Annotated in this window: 11 protein-coding genes; 8 read left to right on the top strand and 3 right to left on the bottom strand. The window is 67.0% G+C overall.

Features of this window, described 5'->3' with window-relative positions; genetic code table 11:
* The first annotated feature begins 147 nt into the window (after positions 1-147).
* The 5 genes from J7528_RS17645 to J7528_RS17625 all read left to right on the top strand — a co-directional run bounded on the left by J7528_RS17645 (position 148) and on the right by J7528_RS17625 (position 6,755).
* Positions 148-2,382, top strand: a complete 2,235-nt coding sequence (locus J7528_RS17645; RefSeq protein ID WP_291877019.1) for a TonB-dependent receptor — start codon at positions 148-150, stop codon at positions 2,380-2,382.
* A gap of 4 nt (positions 2,383-2,386) precedes the next feature.
* Positions 2,387-3,442, top strand: a complete 1,056-nt coding sequence (locus J7528_RS17640; protein ID WP_291877018.1) for a DUF1611 domain-containing protein — start codon at positions 2,387-2,389, stop codon at positions 3,440-3,442.
* Positions 3,439-4,560, top strand: coding sequence for a hypothetical protein (locus tag J7528_RS17635; protein ID WP_291877017.1), 1,122 nt, complete (start codon positions 3,439-3,441; stop codon positions 4,558-4,560). Before J7528_RS17640 ends, J7528_RS17635 begins: the two co-directional genes overlap by 4 nt.
* The gene (locus J7528_RS17630; RefSeq protein WP_291877016.1) at positions 4,557-6,113 is read left to right on the top strand and encodes a serine hydrolase; all 1,557 of its coding nucleotides are present in this window, start codon (positions 4,557-4,559) and stop codon (positions 6,111-6,113) included. The genes J7528_RS17635 and J7528_RS17630 overlap by 4 nt, the downstream gene beginning before the upstream one ends.
* Before the next feature lie 129 nt (positions 6,114-6,242).
* Entirely contained in the window at positions 6,243-6,755 is a 513-nt protein-coding gene (locus J7528_RS17625; RefSeq protein ID WP_291877015.1) for a winged helix-turn-helix transcriptional regulator, read from the top strand.
* Between the two features lie 4 nt (positions 6,756-6,759).
* On the opposite strand, the gene paoC is transcribed toward J7528_RS17625, so the two are convergent.
* From paoC to paoA, 3 genes are read right to left on the bottom strand one after another with little or no spacing between them, the layout of a single operon-like run.
* Complete coding sequence (gene paoC / locus J7528_RS17620; protein ID WP_291877014.1) at positions 6,760-8,958, bottom strand: aldehyde oxidoreductase molybdenum-binding subunit PaoC; 2,199 nt, start codon at positions 8,956-8,958, stop codon at positions 6,760-6,762.
* Positions 8,959-8,962: 4 nt separating this feature from the next.
* Positions 8,963-9,913 carry a xanthine dehydrogenase family protein subunit M gene (locus J7528_RS17615; protein WP_291877012.1) on the bottom strand — a complete coding sequence of 317 codons (951 nt, stop codon included), beginning with the start codon at positions 9,911-9,913 and terminating at the stop codon, positions 8,963-8,965.
* Positions 9,910-10,554: an aldehyde dehydrogenase iron-sulfur subunit PaoA gene (paoA, locus tag J7528_RS17610; protein WP_291877010.1), complete on the bottom strand. Its 645-nt coding sequence runs from the start codon at positions 10,552-10,554 to the stop codon at positions 9,910-9,912. Before paoA ends, J7528_RS17615 begins: the two co-directional genes overlap by 4 nt.
* Before the next feature lie 256 nt (positions 10,555-10,810).
* On the opposite strand from paoA, the gene J7528_RS17605 reads away from it, so the two are divergent.
* From J7528_RS17605 to J7528_RS17595, 3 genes are all read left to right on the top strand, one after another.
* Positions 10,811-12,706, top strand: coding sequence for a hypothetical protein (locus J7528_RS17605; protein WP_291877008.1), 1,896 nt, complete (start codon positions 10,811-10,813; stop codon positions 12,704-12,706).
* A 55-nt stretch (positions 12,707-12,761) separates the two neighbouring features.
* Positions 12,762-13,463 carry a heme-binding beta-barrel domain-containing protein gene (locus J7528_RS17600; protein WP_291877005.1) on the top strand — a complete coding sequence of 234 codons (702 nt, stop codon included), beginning with the start codon at positions 12,762-12,764 and terminating at the stop codon, positions 13,461-13,463.
* 258 nt (positions 13,464-13,721) lie between these two features.
* The gene (locus tag J7528_RS17595) at positions 13,722-16,970 is read left to right on the top strand and encodes a TonB-dependent receptor (protein ID WP_291877002.1); all 3,249 of its coding nucleotides are present in this window, start codon (positions 13,722-13,724) and stop codon (positions 16,968-16,970) included.
* The last annotated feature ends 5 nt before the right edge of the window (positions 16,971-16,975 follow it).

Genomic DNA, 16,975 nt, shown 5'->3' with positions numbered 1-16,975 from the left:
TTGGGATAACAGTGTCCTGAATAGGATTAAATTTGCGTAATGGGCTGAGGTCGGAAACGGGGAACCCGGACGACCTCTCAGCGTCGGCGGGAAGAGGGCGCATCGCCCCGGGGGCCGTCCGGCGCACACAACAATGAGGGGACTAGAATGAAGCTCAAGCGTACGACCTTGCTCATCTCCAGCGCCGTCGGCGCGCTGCTGACCCACTCCGCCGCCCTGGCGGCAGATGAAGCTCCCAAGGTCTCGACCGTCGAGGAGATCGTCGTCACCGCCCAGAAGCGCGAGCAGACGCTAATCGACATTCCGCAGGCTATCTCGGTGGTGTCGGGGGACGCCCTGGAGATCCACGCGGCGACCAACTTCAGCGACTACCTGAAGCTGGTGCCCGGCCTGCAGCTGGTCCAGAGCACGCCCGGCCAGGGGCGCCTGGTGATGCGCGGCATCAACACCGGCGGCGTGGCTTCGACCGTGGCCGTCTATATGGACGAGACGCCGTTCGGCTCGAGCAGCGCCCTGGTCAATGGCGCGGTGCTGGCCGGCGACTTCGACACCTTCGACGTCGCCCGCATCGAGGTGCTACGCGGCCCGCAGGGCACCCTGTACGGCGCCAGCTCGATGGGCGGTCTGCTGAAGTTCGTGACCAACACGCCCGACACCGGCGGCTTCACGGCCCGCGCCCGCGCCTCGGTCGAGGACTCCAAGGGCGGCGCGATGTCGTATCGCACCACGGCGATGGTCAACATCCCGCTGGGCGAGACGGTGGCCCTGCGCGCCTCGGGCTTCTATCGCAAGGATGGCGGCTTCATCGACTCGATCGGAACCAGCGGTTCGGACGTCGAGAAGGACATCAACGACGCCAAGGTCTATGGCGGCCGGGCCTCGCTGCTGTTCAAGCCGAACGACAAATTCGACCTGCGTCTGACGGCGGTGCTGCAGGACATCAAGGCCGACGCCCCGACCGTGGTCGAGAGCGATCCGAACACGCTGGCGACCAAGTACGGCCGACCGAGCCTGTCGCAGTTCGTGCCGGCGTTCTCGGACGCTGACTACCGCGTCTATAACGGTGTCTGGAACTATGACCTGGGTTTCGCGACCTTCACCTCGTCCAGCAGCTACAGCAAGCTGAACCAGACCAAGCGCGACGACGCCTCGTTCAACCTGAGCGGCCTGATCAAAAGCGTGTTCGGCGCTACCAACGAGCTCTATCTGGGCCAGAACACCAACAACCGGAAATACACCCAGGAAGTCCGCCTGGCCTCGAACCCCGGCGCCAAGTTCGACTGGATGGTCGGCGGCTACTTCACCGACGAGAAGGGCCTGATCCACCAGGAGTACATCGCCGTCCAGCCGGGCACGCTGACCCCGCTGACGACCCTGCCGCTGCTGGCCGACCTGGATCTGAGCTCGCGCTACAAGGAGTATGCGGGCTTTGCCAACGCCACCGTGCACCTGAGCGATCGCATCGACGTCGATGTCGGCGGCCGTTACAGCCACAACAAGCAGAGCGCCAGCCAGGCGGCCAAGGGCGTGCTGGCCGGCGGTACGCCGATCGCCAGCAACCTGACGTCCTCGGACAACGTCTTCACCTATTCGCTGGCCCCGAAGTTCAAGTTGGACGAGCGCCGCTCGATCTACGCCCGCGTCGCCAAGGGCTATCGCCCCGGCGGCCCGAACGTGATCCCGCCCAGCGCCCCGGCCGGCACCCCGGCCAGCTTCGATCCCGACACGGTCACCAGCTACGAGGCCGGCTTCAAGGGCGAGAGCGCGGACCGCCGCTTCACCCTGGACGTCGCCGCCTTCCATATCGACTGGAAGGGCATCCAGCTGCTGACCGTGGTCAACAACTTCGGCATCAACGCGAACGGCGCGGATGCGAAAAGCGACGGCGTGGAGTTCAACGCCACGGCGCGGCTGGCCAATGGCCTGACGCTGTCGGCCAACGGCGCCTATACCGACGCCAAACTGTCGGGCGACACCAGCGCCCTGGTCGGCGGCAAGAAGGGCGACCAGCTGCCGTTCACGCCCAAGGTCAGCCTGGGCTTCAATGGCGACTACAGCTGGTCGGTCGGCGAGAACGAGGCCTATGTCGGCGCATCGCTGCGGGTGATGGGCAAGCAGAGCGGCACGTTCGACGCGACCTATCGCACCGCCAATGGCAAGCAGCGCCAGATCCCGTCCTACGAGGTGGTCGACTTCCGGGCCGGCATGACCTTCGGCAAGGTTGACCTGGAGGCCTACGTCAAGAACGCCTTCGACGCCGACGGCAAGACCTCGACGGCCGCGGTTACCGCCAATGGCTTGCCGGTCTATCCGGGCGGGGCGATGGGCACGGGCGTGATCCGGCCGCGCACCATCGGCGTCAGCCTGACGGCCGGCTTCTGATCGCATGAGCGCCATCGCCAGAGCACCGCGTGATGACGCCGACGAGGAAGTCGGCGGCTTGCCGTCGCCGTACCTCCTGTTCCTCGGCGACACGGTCGAACCCGGCTACGCCAAGACCGCTTTCGGCCTGCGTGACTGGGTTGGCGAGCGCTGCGTGGGCGAATTCGTCCTGACCGGCGGGCGGGTCAGCACCGGCCTGCCGGCCCTGGCTCCCGCGCAAGCGGCGGCCGAGGGCGCACGGGGCCTGGTGATCGGCGTCGCCAATGCCGGCGGGTTCATCCCGCCGGCCTGGATCGCCGGCCTGATCGAGGCGCTGGAAGCGGGGCTGGACATCATCTCGGGCATGCACGCCAAGCTTAGCGACATTCCCGAGCTGAAGGCCGCCGCCGAGCGGACAGGGCGGCGTCTGATCGACGTGCGCACCCCGCCGCCGGGCATTCCGGTCGGCTCGGGCAAGCCGCGCTCGGGGCGCCGGATCCTGACCGTCGGCACTGACTGCGCGCTGGGCAAGAAGTACGCGGCCTTGGCCATCACGCGGGGGCTGAAGGGCAGGGGCTTGGACGTCGACTTCCGGGCCACGGGGCAGACCGGCATCATGATCGCTGGCTCGGGCATACCGATCGACGCCGTGGTCTCCGACTTCATCGCGGGGGCCGCCGAGATGTTGAGCCCGGCGGCGTCGGCCAGCCATATCGACGTGATCGAGGGGCAGGGCTCGCTGCTGCATCCGGCCTATGGCGCGGTGTCGCTGGGCCTCCTGCAAGGCAGCCAGCCGGACGCCTTCGTCGTCTGTCACGAGCCGGGCCGCAGCGAGATCCTGGGTCATGCTGGCCACGCCGTTCCGTCGATCGAGGCGGTGATCGAGGCGACCATCGCCTTGGGCCGGGTGACCAGTCCGAACATCCGTTGCGCTGGGATCAGCCTCAACACCGGCAAGCTGTCGTCCGAGGCGGCCCAGGCCGAGATCGAGGCGGTTGCGACGCGGCTGGGTCTGCCGGCCGCCGATCCTCTGCGCGGCGGAGCCGCCTTCGAGCGTCTGCTGGATTCCTGCCTCCTATGAGGGGGAAGACGACAGGCTGGTTCAGCCGATGGCTGCTGCCGGGTCTGGCCTTCAAGGCCGCCGTCATTGGCGGCGGCTACGCCACAGGTCGCGAGATCGCCGAATTCTTCCTGCCCGCCGGCCCGTGGGGCGGCCTGGCCGGCCTGACCCTGGCGACGCTGATCTGGAGCGGCATGTGCGTCCTGACCTTCTTGTTCGCGCGGGCGAGCGGGGCGCGGGACTATCGCAGCTTCTTTCAGGCGTTGCTGGGCAAGGGCTGGATCGCCTTCGAGCTGGCCTACGCCTTCTTCGTCATCATCGTGCTGGCCGTGTTCGGCGCCGCGGCGGGCGAGATCGGCCATGTGGTGTTCGGCGCGCCCAAGTGGGCGGGCATGTTGGCGCTGCTGGCGGGCGTCACCGCTTTCGCGGCCTTCGGCAACAAGGTGGTCGAGCAGCTATTCGCCTGGGTCTCGATCTTGCTCTACGGCGTCTATGGCCTGTTCCTTGTGCTGGCGCTGACGACCTTCGGCCACGACATCGCCGCCGCCTTCTCGGTCCCGATCCAGGTCGGGACGGACGCCTTGGTCGGCGGGGCCACCTATGCCGGCTACAACATCATCGGGGCGGTGATCATCCTGCCGGTGACCCGCCACCTGCTCAGCGACCGCGACGCCGTCACCGCTGGCCTGATCGCCGGGCCGCTGGCGATGATCCCAGCGTTCGTCTTCTTCGTCTGCATGTGCGCCTATGCGCCGGAAGTCAGCGGAGCGGCCCTGCCGTCCGACGTGCTGCTGGCCAAGCTGAACCTGCCGATCTTCCACCTGCTGTTCCAGCTGATGGTCTTCGCCGCCTTGCTGGAGAGCGGTACGGGCGCGGTGAACGCCATCAACGAGCGGGTCGCCGGGGCCTTCCAGGCGCGGATGGGCCGCAACTTCGGCGTCCGGGCTCGCGCCGCCTGCACTCTGGCCCTCCTGGTCTTCTGCATGGTGCTGGCCGAGCGGGTCGGGCTGGTCGGCCTGATCGCCGGCGGCTACCGCCTCTTGGCCTACGCCCTGATCGCGCTCTACGTCATTCCGCTGGCGACCCTGGGTCTTGCCCGCCTCGCCAAGCGTCCCGCCTTCCAACCGGAGGTCTCATGATCAGCCTCGTCCTCGCCGCGGCGCTTGCCGCCGGTCCTGTCGTTCAGCCGCCCAAGAACTTCGACGCGCATGTCGAGGCGCTGCGCCAGAAGGTGGGCGCGCCGGGCCTGTCGATCGCCATTGTCGACGAAGGTCAGACCGTGCTGGCCAAGGGCTATGGCGTGCGCAAGCTGGGCAGCCCCGAGAAGGTCGACGCCGACACCCTGTTCATGACCGGCTCGACCGGCAAGGCGATGACCGTGGCGGCCCTGGCCACCCTGGTCGACGCCGGCAAGCTGTCCTGGGACGACAAGGTCACCGACCGCCTGCCGGGCTTCCAGATGTACGATCCGTGGGTGACGCGCGAGCTGACCGTGCGCGACCTGTTGGTCCACCGCAGCGGGCTGGGTCTGGGGCAGGGCGACCTGCTGTTCGTGCCGCGCAGCAACATTCCCCGCGCCGAGGCCGTGCGCCGCCTGCGCTACCTCAAGCCCGCCACCAGCTTCCGCAGCGGCTATGCCTACGACAATGTCCTCTACATGGTGGCCGGTCAGCTGATTGAGGCGGTCACCGGCCAGACCTGGGAGGACTATGTCCGCGAGCACGTCTTCGCCGCCGCCGGCATGACCAGCTCCACTACCGACGGCCGTCGTTTCCAGATCGCCAACCGCGCCCAGCCGCACGCCCGCATGAACGGCGGCCTGCGCGGGGCGGGCGACCAGGAGGTGCTGGACGAGCGCGATGAGCTCTCGACCAGCGCCGCCCCGGCCGGCGGCATGGCCGTCAGCGCAAACGACATGGCCAAGTGGCTGAAGCTGCAGTTGGCCCACGGCGCTCTGCCAGACGGCAAGCGACTGTTCAGCGAGGACCAGTCCAAGGCCATGTGGCAGCCGACCGTGATCCAGCCGCTGGACAAGGTCCCGCCGGGCTTCGAGGTCACCCGGTCGACCTTCCAGGCTTATGCCCTGGGCTGGGAGATCCAGGACTATCGCGGGACCCAGATCGTCTGGCACGGCGGGGCGGTGTTCGGCTTCAAGACCGTGGTCGTGCTGATCCCCGACCGCAATGTCGGCTTCTCGATCGAGCTGAACAGCGAGGACGGCGAGCTGCCGCGCGGCCTGATGTACGAGCTGCTGGACCACTATCTGGGCCTCAAGCCCGAGCCGTGGACCGAGCGCTACATCACCTACAAGAAGCAGCTGGTCGCCGGAGCGGTGAAAGCCATGGGCGGCGTCCAGGCCAAGCCGGCGGGCGTTGGGCCCTCGCTGCCGGTGGCCAAATATGCCGGAACCTACAGCGATCCCTGGTACGGCGACATCGTGGTTACGCAAGGCGAGGGCGGCCTACGCATCGACTTCAAATCGACGCCGCGCATGGCTGGCAAGCTGGAGCACTGGCAGTACGACACCTTCGTCACCCGCTTCGACGATAAGGCGCTGGAGCCGGCCTACGTCACGTTCAACCTGAATGCCGACGGCGGGGTCGAGCGCGTGATCATGAAGGCGGCGTCGCCGATCGCCGACTTCAGCTGGGACTATCACGACCTGCTATTCACGCCGAAACGGGGTCAGTAAGAGGTTTTCTCAATATAGGCGTAAATTCTCTAATCAGAGAATTTTCTTGCTATTCAGAGGTTTCAGCGGTCTACTGATCAAGTCGCGGAGGGGCGGGCGGCGCCCGCCTCCAAACCAGGCGAGGCGCCCGTGAACCAGATCAGACCCGGACCGCCGTACGCCTCTCGCCAGACCGCCGCGCCGCGCGTCGGCCTGGAGGCGGACCTGGAAATCCTCGCCCAGCTGGAGGGCAAGCCACTGCCGACGGTGGCCGAACTGGCCCATATGTTCGACGTCTCGCAGACCACGGCGCACCGGATCATCACGCGATTCAAGCAGAGCGGTTTGCTCAAGCTGGTCGACCGCGTGCGGCTGCCCGACGAGGTCTGCCATTGCGTCGCCGATCTGCGCACGAAGCTGCTGGAGGTGCGCGACCTGGACCGGTTCGAAGCGCGCCTGCGCAATGACCCCGCCGTTTCGGCGGCGGCGGCGGTGACCGGCAAACACAGCTACCGCATAACCGCTCTGCATCGCGGGGTGGCCGAGGCGAACCAGTGGTTCAAGGGACTGCTGGCCGAGCCAGCCGTCATCGACGGCCAACTGACCTTCTGCCGGCCGATCATAGACCGCCAGCACTATGCGCGGGCCCTGCTGGGCGAGTAATCGCCTAGGCGACGACCGGCATGTCCTTCAGCAGCTTGTCCAGCGTGACCGGGTACTCGCGCACCCGCACGCCGGTGGCGTTGTAGATGGCGTTGGCCACCGCCGCGCCGACCCCGCAGATGCCCAGCTCGCCGACGCCCTTGGCCTTCATCGGCGAGGACATGGGGTCGGTCTCGTCCAGAAAGATCACCTCCTGGTGCGGGATGTCGGCATGGACGGGCACCTCGTAGCCGGCCAGGTCGTGGTTGACGAAGAAGCCGATCCGCTTGTCGACGACCAGTTCCTCCATGAGCGCCGCGCCGGCGCCCATGGTCATGGCCCCGATCACCTGGCTGCGCGCGGCCTTGGGATTGAGGATCCGACCAGCGGCGCAGACGGCCAGCATGCGGCGGATGCGGATCTCGCAGGTGGCCGCGTCGACCCCGACCTCGACGAAGTGGCCGCCGAAGGTCGACTGCTGGTGGGTCTTGGTCAGGTCGCCATACTCCATGGCGTCCTCGGCGACGATCGGCGCGTCGGCGGCGGCCTGGGCCAGCGGCAGGCTCTGATTGCCCAGCTTCACGCGGCCGTCCGAGAACTCGGCGATCGCTGGATCGAGGCCCAGTTTGGTCGCCACGGCCTCGCGCAGCTTCACGCAGGCGGCGTAGACGCCGGCCGTCGAGCTGTTGGCGCCCCACTGGCCGCCGGAGCCGGCCGAGACGGGGAACGAAGAGTCGCCCAGCTTCACCGTCACTTGGTGCAGAGGCACGCCCATCATCTCGGCGGCGGTCTGGGCGATGATCGTGTAGCTGCCGGTGCCGATGTCGGTCATGTCGGTCTCGACCACGATCCGACCGGTCTTTTCCAGGCGCACGCGGGCGGCCGACTTCATGACCAGGTTGTTGCGGAACGCCGCCGCCACGCCCATGCCGACCAGCCAGCGGCCGGCACGGACCTGACCGGGTCGCGCGCTGCGCTTGGCCCAGCCGAACTTGTCGGCGCCGGTGCGCAGGCACTCGATCAGCTTGCGCTGCGAGAACGGACGGCCGGGTTTTTCCGGATCGACCTGAGTGTCGTTGAGGACGCGCAGCTCGATCGGATCGACGCCCAGCTTCTCGGCCAGCTCGTCGATCGCCACTTCCAGCGCCATCAGGCCCGGCGCCTCGCCCGGCGCGCGCATGGCGTTGCCTTCCGGCAGATCCAGCACGGCCAGCTTCATCTTCATCATGCGGTTGGCGCCGGCATACAGAAGGCGGGTCTGCTGAGTGGCGGTCTCGGGGCCGCCGCCGGGCAGGTCGCCGGACCAGCTTTCGTGACCGATGGCGGTGATCTTGCCGTCCTGGGTGGCGCCGATCCGGATGCGCTGGATGGTCGCCGGACGGTGAGTGGTGTTGTTGAACATCAGCGGCCGCTGAAGGGCGATCTTGACCGGCCGACCCGCCGCCTTGGCCCCCAACGCCGCCAGGATCACGTCGGCGCGGATGAACAGCTTGCCGCCAAAGCCGCCGCCAATATAGGGCGAGACCAGCCGGACATTGTCCTTCGGGATGCCCAGGGTCTTGGCCACATCGCCACGGCTCCAGGCCACCATCTGGTTGGCCGTCCATACCGTCAGCTTATCGCCCTTCCAGGCCGCGATGGTGGCGTGCGGCTCCATCATGGCGTGGGCATGGTCGGGCGTGAGGTAGGTTTCGTCCAGCTTGACCGGCGCGTCGGCGAAGGCCTTGTCGAAGTCGCCGACGGCGGTGTCGGGATTGTCCTTGCCGGCCGGCGGCGCGCCGTCCTTGGCGGAGGCCAGGTCGAAGGTCCCCTTGGCCCGCTCATAGTCCACCTTGATCAGGGCGGCGGCGGCGCGGGCCTGCTCGAAGGTCTCGGCGACCACGACCGCGACGGCCTGGTGGTAGTGCTGGATGTCGGGACCGCCCAGCAGCTTGGCGGTGTTGAAGTCGCCCTTGCCCAGCTTGCCGGCGGTCTGGGCGGTGACCACGGTCAGCACGCCAGGCGCGGCCTTGGCGCGGCTGACGTCCGTGGCCTTGATGCTGCCCTTGGCGATCGCCGAGCCCAGGACGTAGCCATAGGCCACGTTCTCCAGGGCGTCGTGCCGCTCATAGGCGTAGGGGGCCATGCCGGTGGTCTTCAGCGGGCCATCGATGCGGTCGGTCGGCTTGCCGACCACCTTCAGCTGGTCGATCGGATTGGTCGTGGCGGGGGTGTCGAACTTCATGGTCCTAGCTCCGCGCCTGGGCCATGGCCGCGCCCAGGGCGCGCTCGGCCAGGGTCAGCTTGAAGGCGTTCTGGGAGGTGGTCTTGGCGCCGGCGAGCAGGAGTTCGGACACGGACTTGATGCCCTGCGGCAGGGCGCTGTCGGCCGCCTCGACCCGCCACGGCTTGTGCGCGACGCCGCCCAGGGCCACGCGGCCGGAACCGTCTTTGTGCAGGATGGTCGCCACCGAGACGAGGGCGAAGGCGTACGAGGCCCGGTCGCGGACCTTGTGGTAGGCGTGCATGCCGCCGACCGGCTTGGGCAGGGTCACGGCGGTGATCAGCTCTCCGGGCGTCAGGGCTGTCTCCACATGCGGGGTATTGCCTGGCAGGCGATGGAAGTCGGCGATCGGGATCGAGCGGGTCACGCCGTCCGGCTTCACGGTCTCGACGCTAGCGTCCAGCACCCGCATGGCCACGGCCATGTCGCTGGGGTGGGTGGCGATGCAGGCCTCGCTAGTGCCCAGCACCGCGTGCGAGCGGGTGAAGCCGCCGATCGCCGAGCAGCCCGCACCGGGCGTGCGCTTATTGCAGGGCATGTTGGTGTCGTAGAAGTACGGGCACCGCGTCCGCTGCAAGAGGTTGCCGGCCGTGGTGGCCTTGTTGCGCAGCTGGCCCGAGGCACCGGCCAGCAGGGCGCGCGAGAGGACGCCGTAGTCCTTGCGCACGCGTTTGTCGGCGGCCAGGTCGGTGTTGCGCACCAGGGCGCCGATGCGCAAGCCGCCGTCCTTCGTGGCTTCGATCTTGTCCAGCCTCAGGCCATTGACGTCGATCAGCCGGCGGGGCGTCTCGATCTCCAGCTTCATCAGGTCCAGCAGGTTGGTGCCGCCGGCGATGAAGCGGGCCGTCGGGTCCTTGGCGGCAGCTGAGGCAGCTTCGGCTGGGGTGCGGGCGCGTTCGTAGGTGAAGGCTTTCATGCCATTTCCCCCTTGGAGAGGCCTCCCGCGACTTCGCCGATGGCTTCGACGATGTTGGAATAGGCCCCGCAGCGACAGATGTTGCCGCTCATCCGTTCACGGAGTTCCTCGGCCGTGACCTTGAGCGCGTCGGTCAGATCCGCCGTGACGTGGCTGGGCACGCCGGCCTTGATCTCGTCCAGCACCGCCTTGGCCGAGCAGATCTGGCCCGGCGTGCAATAGCCGCACTGGTAGCCGTCATGCTTGATGAAGGCCGCCTGCAGCGGGTGCAGCTTGTCGGGCGCGCCCAGGCCCTCGATCGTGGTGATCTCGTCGCCCTCGTGCATGACCGCCAGGCTCAGGCACGAATTGATCCGCCGGCCGTCGACGATGACCGTGCAGGCGCCGCACTGGCCGTGGTCGCAGCCCTTCTTGGTGCCGGTCAGCCGCAGGTGTTCGCGCAGGGCGTCCAGCAGGGTGGTGCGGGTGTCCAGGGTCAGCGACCGCTTCTGGCCGTTCACCTTGAAGGTCACCTGGGCCAGGTGGGGCGCATCCGGCGTCGCGGCGCTGGCCGTGGCGGGCGCGCCGGCGATGGCGGCGGAGGCCGCGCCGGCGGCCATCAGGTCGCGCCTCGAGAGGCTGAGGTCTTCCGTGTCGGCCATGTCATTCTCCGATCCTCCGCGGACGCCGCGACTATAAGCGACGGGAACGGCGGGTAGTTGCCGCGCAAAGGTGCGGCTCAGGCTATCGGACCAAACGACAAGCGATTAGTCCGTTTTTCTCCACATGCTGATGAGCTGGATTCATCAATCGCGTTCAATGTGACTCTAGCTTAAATTGGCATGACCTGTATCTAAAATTGGCCTGTCCAAATCTCGATCGCGCCGTCATGGTGCCGCCATAACGATGGAGGGGTGGATGACCGGGCAAGGCGAGGGGCTTTCGCGCAGGGGGATGCTGGGGATCTCGACGGCGGCCGTGCTGGCGCCCGCCATGGTCGAGGCGGCGGCGCCCGTTCGGGCTGACCTCCAGCCCTATGAGCGTCTGCTGAAGACCTGGTGCGACGGGCTGCTGGCTTACCAGGTGACGGGGCTGGCCGGGCGGGGCGCAAATGGCGGTTTCCTGTGCCCGGGCTGCGGCATGGTCCACGGGCGCGTCGCCGACACGGTCTATCCGCTGATGCGCACGGCCCGGACCAGCGGCGACACCCGCTATGTCCGCGCCGCCAAGGCCGCCCAGGATTGGAGCGAGCACAATGTCAGCCGGCCGGACGGTAGCTGGGTCAACGACGTCTTCCTGAACGACTGGAAGGGCATCACCGTCTTCCGCGCCATCGCCCTGTCGGAGACGCTGCTGCACCACGGCGACCTGCTGGATGCCGCGACGCGCGAAGCTTGGCGGAGTCGGTTGGCCAAGGCCTTCGACTTCCTCGACGGCTTCATGAAGATCGACACCGGCAACATCAACTATCCGATCTCGTCGGCCTACGCCTTCTCGCTCGGGGCCGAGGTGCTGGGGCGCGAGGCCTATGTCGCCAAGGCGCGGGATTTCGCCCAGGCCAGCCTCGACTTTTTCACGCCCAACGGCCTGCTGTTCGGCGAAGGTCATCCGCAGCGGGGCAGGACGCCCAAAGGCCGTCCGCCGGTGGATCTTGGCTACAATGTCGAGGAGTCTTTGCCAGCCCTGGCAATGTACGGCCTGCGGGCCGGTGATCGGGCGTTGCTGGACCAGGTCGCTACGAGCCTGCGCGCTCACATGGAGTTCATGCTGCCCGACGGCGGCTGGGACAACAGTTGGGGCACGCGGAACTTCAAGTGGACCTGGTGGGGCAGCCGCACCAGCGATGGCTGCCATCCGGCCTACCGCCTGTTGGCCGACCGCGACCCGCGCTTCGCGGAAGTCTCGGCGCGCAACCTGGCCCTGATGGCGACCTGTACGCACGACGGTCTGCTCTACGGCGGTCCGCACTACCGCGCGGCGGGCTATCGGCCGTGCATCCACCACACCTTCAGCCACGCCAAGGCGCTGGCGGCGGTGCTGGATCTGGCTCGGCCACTGGCGTCGTCGCCGCGCGCCGAGCTGCCACGCGACAAGCCCTATGGCCTGAAACGTTTTCCGGAGATCGGGACCCATCTGGCGTCGGTCGGTCCCTGGCGGGCGACCTTCACCGACTACGACTTCGACTACCTGGCGCCGGCCGGTGGCGGTCACGCGTCGGGTGGGGCGATCTCGTTGCTGCAACACCAGGCGCTGGGGCCGGTGCTGGCGGCCAGCATGACGCGCTACAAGGCCGTCGAGATCAGCAACCAGCAGGTCCCGATCGACGCCGCGCATCAGCCGCTGACGCTGCGGATCGACGTGGTCCAAGGCAAGGACGTCTTCACCAGCGTCGCCGACCTTTCCGCGAACCTGGAGGCGGTCGAGCGGGATGGCGCGGTCGTCGCCAGGACCTCCGGTCGTTTGAAGACGCCGGAGGGGCGCGAACTGGAGCCGCCGGTCGCTTTCGCCGTAACCTATAGCCTGACGCCGCGCGGGTTGGAGCTGAGCGCGACGGTGTCCGGCTTGGGTGATCGCGCAGCGCGCCTCGTGGCGCCGGTCATCGCGCGCAAGGACGAAGCGGCCGCGCGCCGCGACGCCCGCTCGGTCGTCATCGCCAAGCCCGGCGGCGCGATTCTGGTCTCTAGTCCCGACGCCGATCTGGACGGTGACGTTGGCACAAGGATCTTCAATCTCGTGCCTGGTCTGCAAGCCGTACCGCTTTCGATCAAGCTGCGTGATGGCGAGACCGCTAGCTTGGTGATCAGCACCGCTTGACGCGCCCGTTCGGGGCGGTAGAGCCGGCGGCAAGCTTCACCAGAGCGCGGACGCCATGCACGACTTTCCCGACGACATCTTCACCGAACCCGAGGACGTGGATCCGGACACCCTGGCCAATTTGGGTCCGCTGCGTCGTCTGGCCGGCGTCTGGGAGGGGATGAAGGGCATCGACCTGAACCCCAAGGCCGACGGCCCCGAGCGCCGCGAGTTTCTTGAGCGTATCGAGATGCAGCCGATCGACCCGCAGGCCAACGGCCCGCAGCTGTTGTACGGCCTGCGGTATCACGTCCACATCGTCGCCTCTGACGAGGACGCGACCTTTCACGACCAGGTCGGCTACTGGCTGTGGGAGCCGGCGACGGGCCTGATCATGCAGACCCTGGCTATCCCGCGCGGCCAGTCGCTATTGGCGGCCGGCCGAGCCGCCGAGGACGGCTCGGGTCTGATCGTTCGCGCCGAGCGGAGCAGCCCCAGCTATGGCATCAGCTCGACCGATTTCCTGGAGTGGGCGTTCCGGACAGACTCCTACGAGCTGGACGTCTGCTTCGAGGCCGATGGCGGCTGGTCCTATACCTCGACCACCATGCTGCAGGTGCGGGGCAGGGCGGCGCCGTTCCGGCATCTCGATCGCAACACTCTGCACAAGGTGGCTGAGCCGCGCCCCAATCCGTCGGCTCGGATCGCCGCCGGCCAGGCCAGCCTGGTCGAAGCCCATGGCTTCGTCTCGATCGCGCCGCTGGAAAGCGCAGACTGAGAAACCCTGAAGTCTCTTGAAAACCCGGCAGCGGCTCACCCCGTCGCTGCTGGGGAGCAGTCACGATCCGTCATCGTGAAAAACCGTCTTGTATGATAAATGCCAGCCGATTAAATAAAACAAATTAAATAAAATATTCCGAGGCGGTGAGGCGACGAAACGTCGAACTCTCTGCAAGCGGCGGTCCGTCTGATCAATCGGTTCGGCGGCAGTTTCAGGGGTGGAAACGTGAAGGCAATCAACAGGAAAAGTGTGCTCTTGGCGTCGGTCGCGGCCGTCGCCTGGTCCGGAGTCCTGGTCGCGTCGGCTCAGGCCCAGACAACTGCGGTCGGTGCGGACAGCGCTGTCGATCAAGTGACCGAAGTCGTGGTCGTCGGCCAGCGCAAGGCGATTCAGTCGGCCCAGGACCTGAAGAAGAACTCCGAAGAAATCGTCGACTCGATCACCGCCGTCGACATCGGCGGCTTGCCGGACCGCTCGGTGACCGAGGCGCTGCAGCGCGTGCCGGGCGTGACCATCGGCCGGACCAACCAGCCCCGCGACGTGGACCGCCTGAACGCCGAGGGCTCGGGCATCCAGATCCGCGGCCTGACCTGGGTGCGCTCGGAACTGAACGGACGCGACATGTTCTCGGCGCGCGGCGGCCGGGCCATCTCGTGGGAAGACGTGACGCCCGAGCTGTTCGCCGGCGTCGACGTCTACAAGAACCCGTCGGCCGACATCGTCGAAGGCGGCCTGGGCGGCACGGTGAACCTGCGCACGCGCATGCCGTTCGATCAGGCCGGCCGGCAGATGGCCTTCTCGGCCGACTACACGCGCGGCGACCTGCGCAAGGAAGGCACGCCGTCGGGCAGCTTCCTGCTGAGCGATCGCTTCGACACCAATGTGGGCGAGTTCGGCATGCTGGTCAGCATGTCCAGCTCCAAGCTGGCGACCGCGGTCAACAGTATCGCGGTCGACCCGTACAACGCCCACGGCGTGGGCGTGCAGTCCTCGTATGACGGCGGTGCGACGCTGAACTTCAATGGCGACAATTCGGTCGCCGGCCAGGGTAAGAGCCGCGTCTTCGTGCCGGTCGGCGTGCAGTACCGCAACAACGAGCAGGACCGGAACCGCAACGGCTTCTATGGCGCCTTCCAGTGGCGGCCGAACGATAATCTGGAGCTCTACACGACCCTGTTCCGCACCGAGGCCAAGCAGACCTTTAAGGACCGCTTCGCCCAGACCTCGGCCTGCTGCTCGGCGACCAACAACCAGTCGTTCGTGGTCGGTCCGGCGACGGGGACTTCGTTCACCTTCGACTCCGATGGCAACTTCCTCAAGGGCCATCTGATCGACGGCGGTGGCGGCGGCAACGGCGTGTCCAACTCGTTCCTGCTGAACCTGGGCACGCGCTACGGCAAGGTGAAGGACAACACCAACGACGTCTCGGCCGGCTTCAAGTGGGGCAACGATCGCTGGCTGGTCACGGGCGATCTGCAATACGTCTATTCGCACCGCGAAGGCACGGACCTGACGGTCTACAACACCGTCACCCTGGCGGGCGGCTTCGGCCTGGATCTGACCGGCGAGCTGCCGAAGATCACCATGGCCAACGCCACCGCCAATCCGGCGGCGTTCAACCTGTACGCCGCCATGGACCACATCGACGACAACGACGCACGTGAGTATTCGGGTAAGTTCGACGTCACCTATTCGTTCGACGAGGACAACTGGCTCAAGGACCTGAAGCTGGGCGTCCGGGCCACCTCGCGCGACGCCACCTCGCGCGACGCGGGCTATAACTGGAACCTGATCTCGGCGCCCTGGGCCACGCGCGTCACGGCCACGGCCGACAAGTACACCCAGCACCAGGACAAGGTCAGCTTCGATAACTTCTTCAAGGGCGACCTCAGCGTCCCCGGCCTGATCATGCCGTCATTCGATTTGGCCAAGGACCCGACGGCGCTCTACGCCTATCTGAGGAACACTATCTGGAACGGCCCCATCCCTGGCGGCGGTCCGGCCTATAACGACGGCGAGTACGGCTATTATCCGCGGGGCGGGCCCAACGGCACGATCCCGACCTGGTCGCCGGCCGGCGGGACCTACAGCCCGTTCGCCCAAGGCGCCCTGATGAGCTACATGCCCATCTGGGCCGCGCCGACGGGCAACATCAGCTACTGGCAGCCGTTGGGCGACGTGAACACCAGCTTCGCCAATTCGGGCGGTCGCGGCGTCAATCGCCAGTGGGAGAAGACCGAGGCGATCTATGCCAAGGCCCGCTTCGGCGGCGATCTGCCGTTCGAGTGGGGCGGTCGGGCCATGACCTGGGATGGCAATCTGGGCCTGCGCGTGGTGCATGCCTCGACCGACGGCCAGGGGTACGGCACGGTCGGCTTCATCGACGCCTCGCAGAAGCGCTTCGCCTCCAGCGTGGCGCAAGCCAAGATCGACTTCGCCGACGGCAAGCCGTTCGCCTCGGTCGGCAGCACCAGCTACACCAACGTGCTGCCCAGCCTGAACCTGCGCCTGAAAGCCAACGAGAGCCTGTTCCTGCGCTTCGCGGCGTCCAAGAACATCGTCCGGCCGGACTTCTACCAGCTGGACCCCTCGGTCAACATGTCGGCCACGCTGCAGTCGCGTAACGCCACGGTCGCCGACGGCATTATCAACCCGCAGACCAGTGCGGCCTATACCCAGGCGCAACTCGACACGGCGTCGGCCGGCGGTTCGCCCGTGCAGTACCACAGCGACGTCGCCTTCGGTTTCTACTCAGGCAATCCGAACCTGAAACCCATGCGCGCCAACTCGTTCGACCTGTCGGGCGAATGGTACTTCAAAGGCGGCATGATGGCCGTGGGCGCCTTCCACAAGGACGTCTACGATTACATCCAGTCGACCCCGACCCTGGCGACGATCACCAAGTCCGACGGCAAGTCCGTGCAGGCCGTTGGCACGATCCCGCAGAACATGGGCCACGGGAAGGTCTACGGCCTCGAGTTCCAGTACCAGCAGTACTACGACTTCCTGCCGGGCGCCTTCGGCGGCCTGGGCACGGAATTCAACGCCACCATCCTGGAGAGCAAGGGAACGTCGAACGTCTCGTCCAGCACGACGGACGCCTCGCAGATCAACGCCTCGAAGCTGGACCTGCCGCTGGAGCAGCTATCGCGCTACACGTACAACGCCACGCTCCTTTACAGTAAGTACGGCATCGACGCGCGCCTGGCCTACAACTGGCGCTCGCGCTACCTGATGAGCGCCTCGGCCTCGAACCTGGTGGTTCCGGTATACGCCAAGGCCTACGGCCAGTTGGACGGCTCTGTGACCTACGGCCTGACCCCGCAGGTCAAGGTCGGCGTCCAGGTCGTGAACCTGCTGAACTCTCGCTACGACCTGGAGATGGACCAGCGTGACAGCTGGTACCTGGGCACGCAGGGGAACTTCTCGAAATCCCTGGTCCGCACCCACAGCTGGACCGTCAGCGACCGCCGTGTTTCGTTCATCGTGCGCGGGACCTTCTAGGCCCC

The sequence above is a fragment of the Caulobacter sp. genome (assembly GCF_017744445.1).
Classification (GTDB): domain Bacteria; phylum Pseudomonadota; class Alphaproteobacteria; order Caulobacterales; family Caulobacteraceae; genus Caulobacter.
The sequence above is the reverse complement of the archived record's forward strand: the minus strand, read 5'-3'. Positions and strand labels throughout refer to the sequence as shown.

What these genes read in the sequence shown, in the direction of transcription:
- J7528_RS17605 (WP_291877008.1), top strand. Translation starts at nt 10,811, where the DNA reads ATGACCGGGCAAGGCGAGGGGCTTTCGCGCAGGGGGATGCTGGGGATC.
- J7528_RS17600 (WP_291877005.1), top strand. Translation starts at nt 12,762, where the DNA reads ATGCACGACTTTCCCGACGACATCTTCACCGAACCCGAGGACGTGGAT.
- J7528_RS17615 (WP_291877012.1), bottom strand. Translation starts at nt 9,913, where the DNA reads ATGAAAGCCTTCACCTACGAACGCGCCCGCACCCCAGCCGAAGCTGCC.
- paoA (WP_291877010.1), bottom strand. Translation starts at nt 10,554, where the DNA reads ATGGCCGACACGGAAGACCTCAGCCTCTCGAGGCGCGACCTGATGGCC.
- J7528_RS17635 (WP_291877017.1), top strand. Translation starts at nt 3,439, where the DNA reads ATGAGGGGGAAGACGACAGGCTGGTTCAGCCGATGGCTGCTGCCGGGT.
- J7528_RS17640 (WP_291877018.1), top strand. Translation starts at nt 2,387, where the DNA reads ATGAGCGCCATCGCCAGAGCACCGCGTGATGACGCCGACGAGGAAGTC.
- J7528_RS17645 (WP_291877019.1), top strand. Translation starts at nt 148, where the DNA reads ATGAAGCTCAAGCGTACGACCTTGCTCATCTCCAGCGCCGTCGGCGCG.
- paoC (WP_291877014.1), bottom strand. Translation starts at nt 8,958, where the DNA reads ATGAAGTTCGACACCCCCGCCACGACCAATCCGATCGACCAGCTGAAG.
- J7528_RS17630 (WP_291877016.1), top strand. Translation starts at nt 4,557, where the DNA reads ATGATCAGCCTCGTCCTCGCCGCGGCGCTTGCCGCCGGTCCTGTCGTT.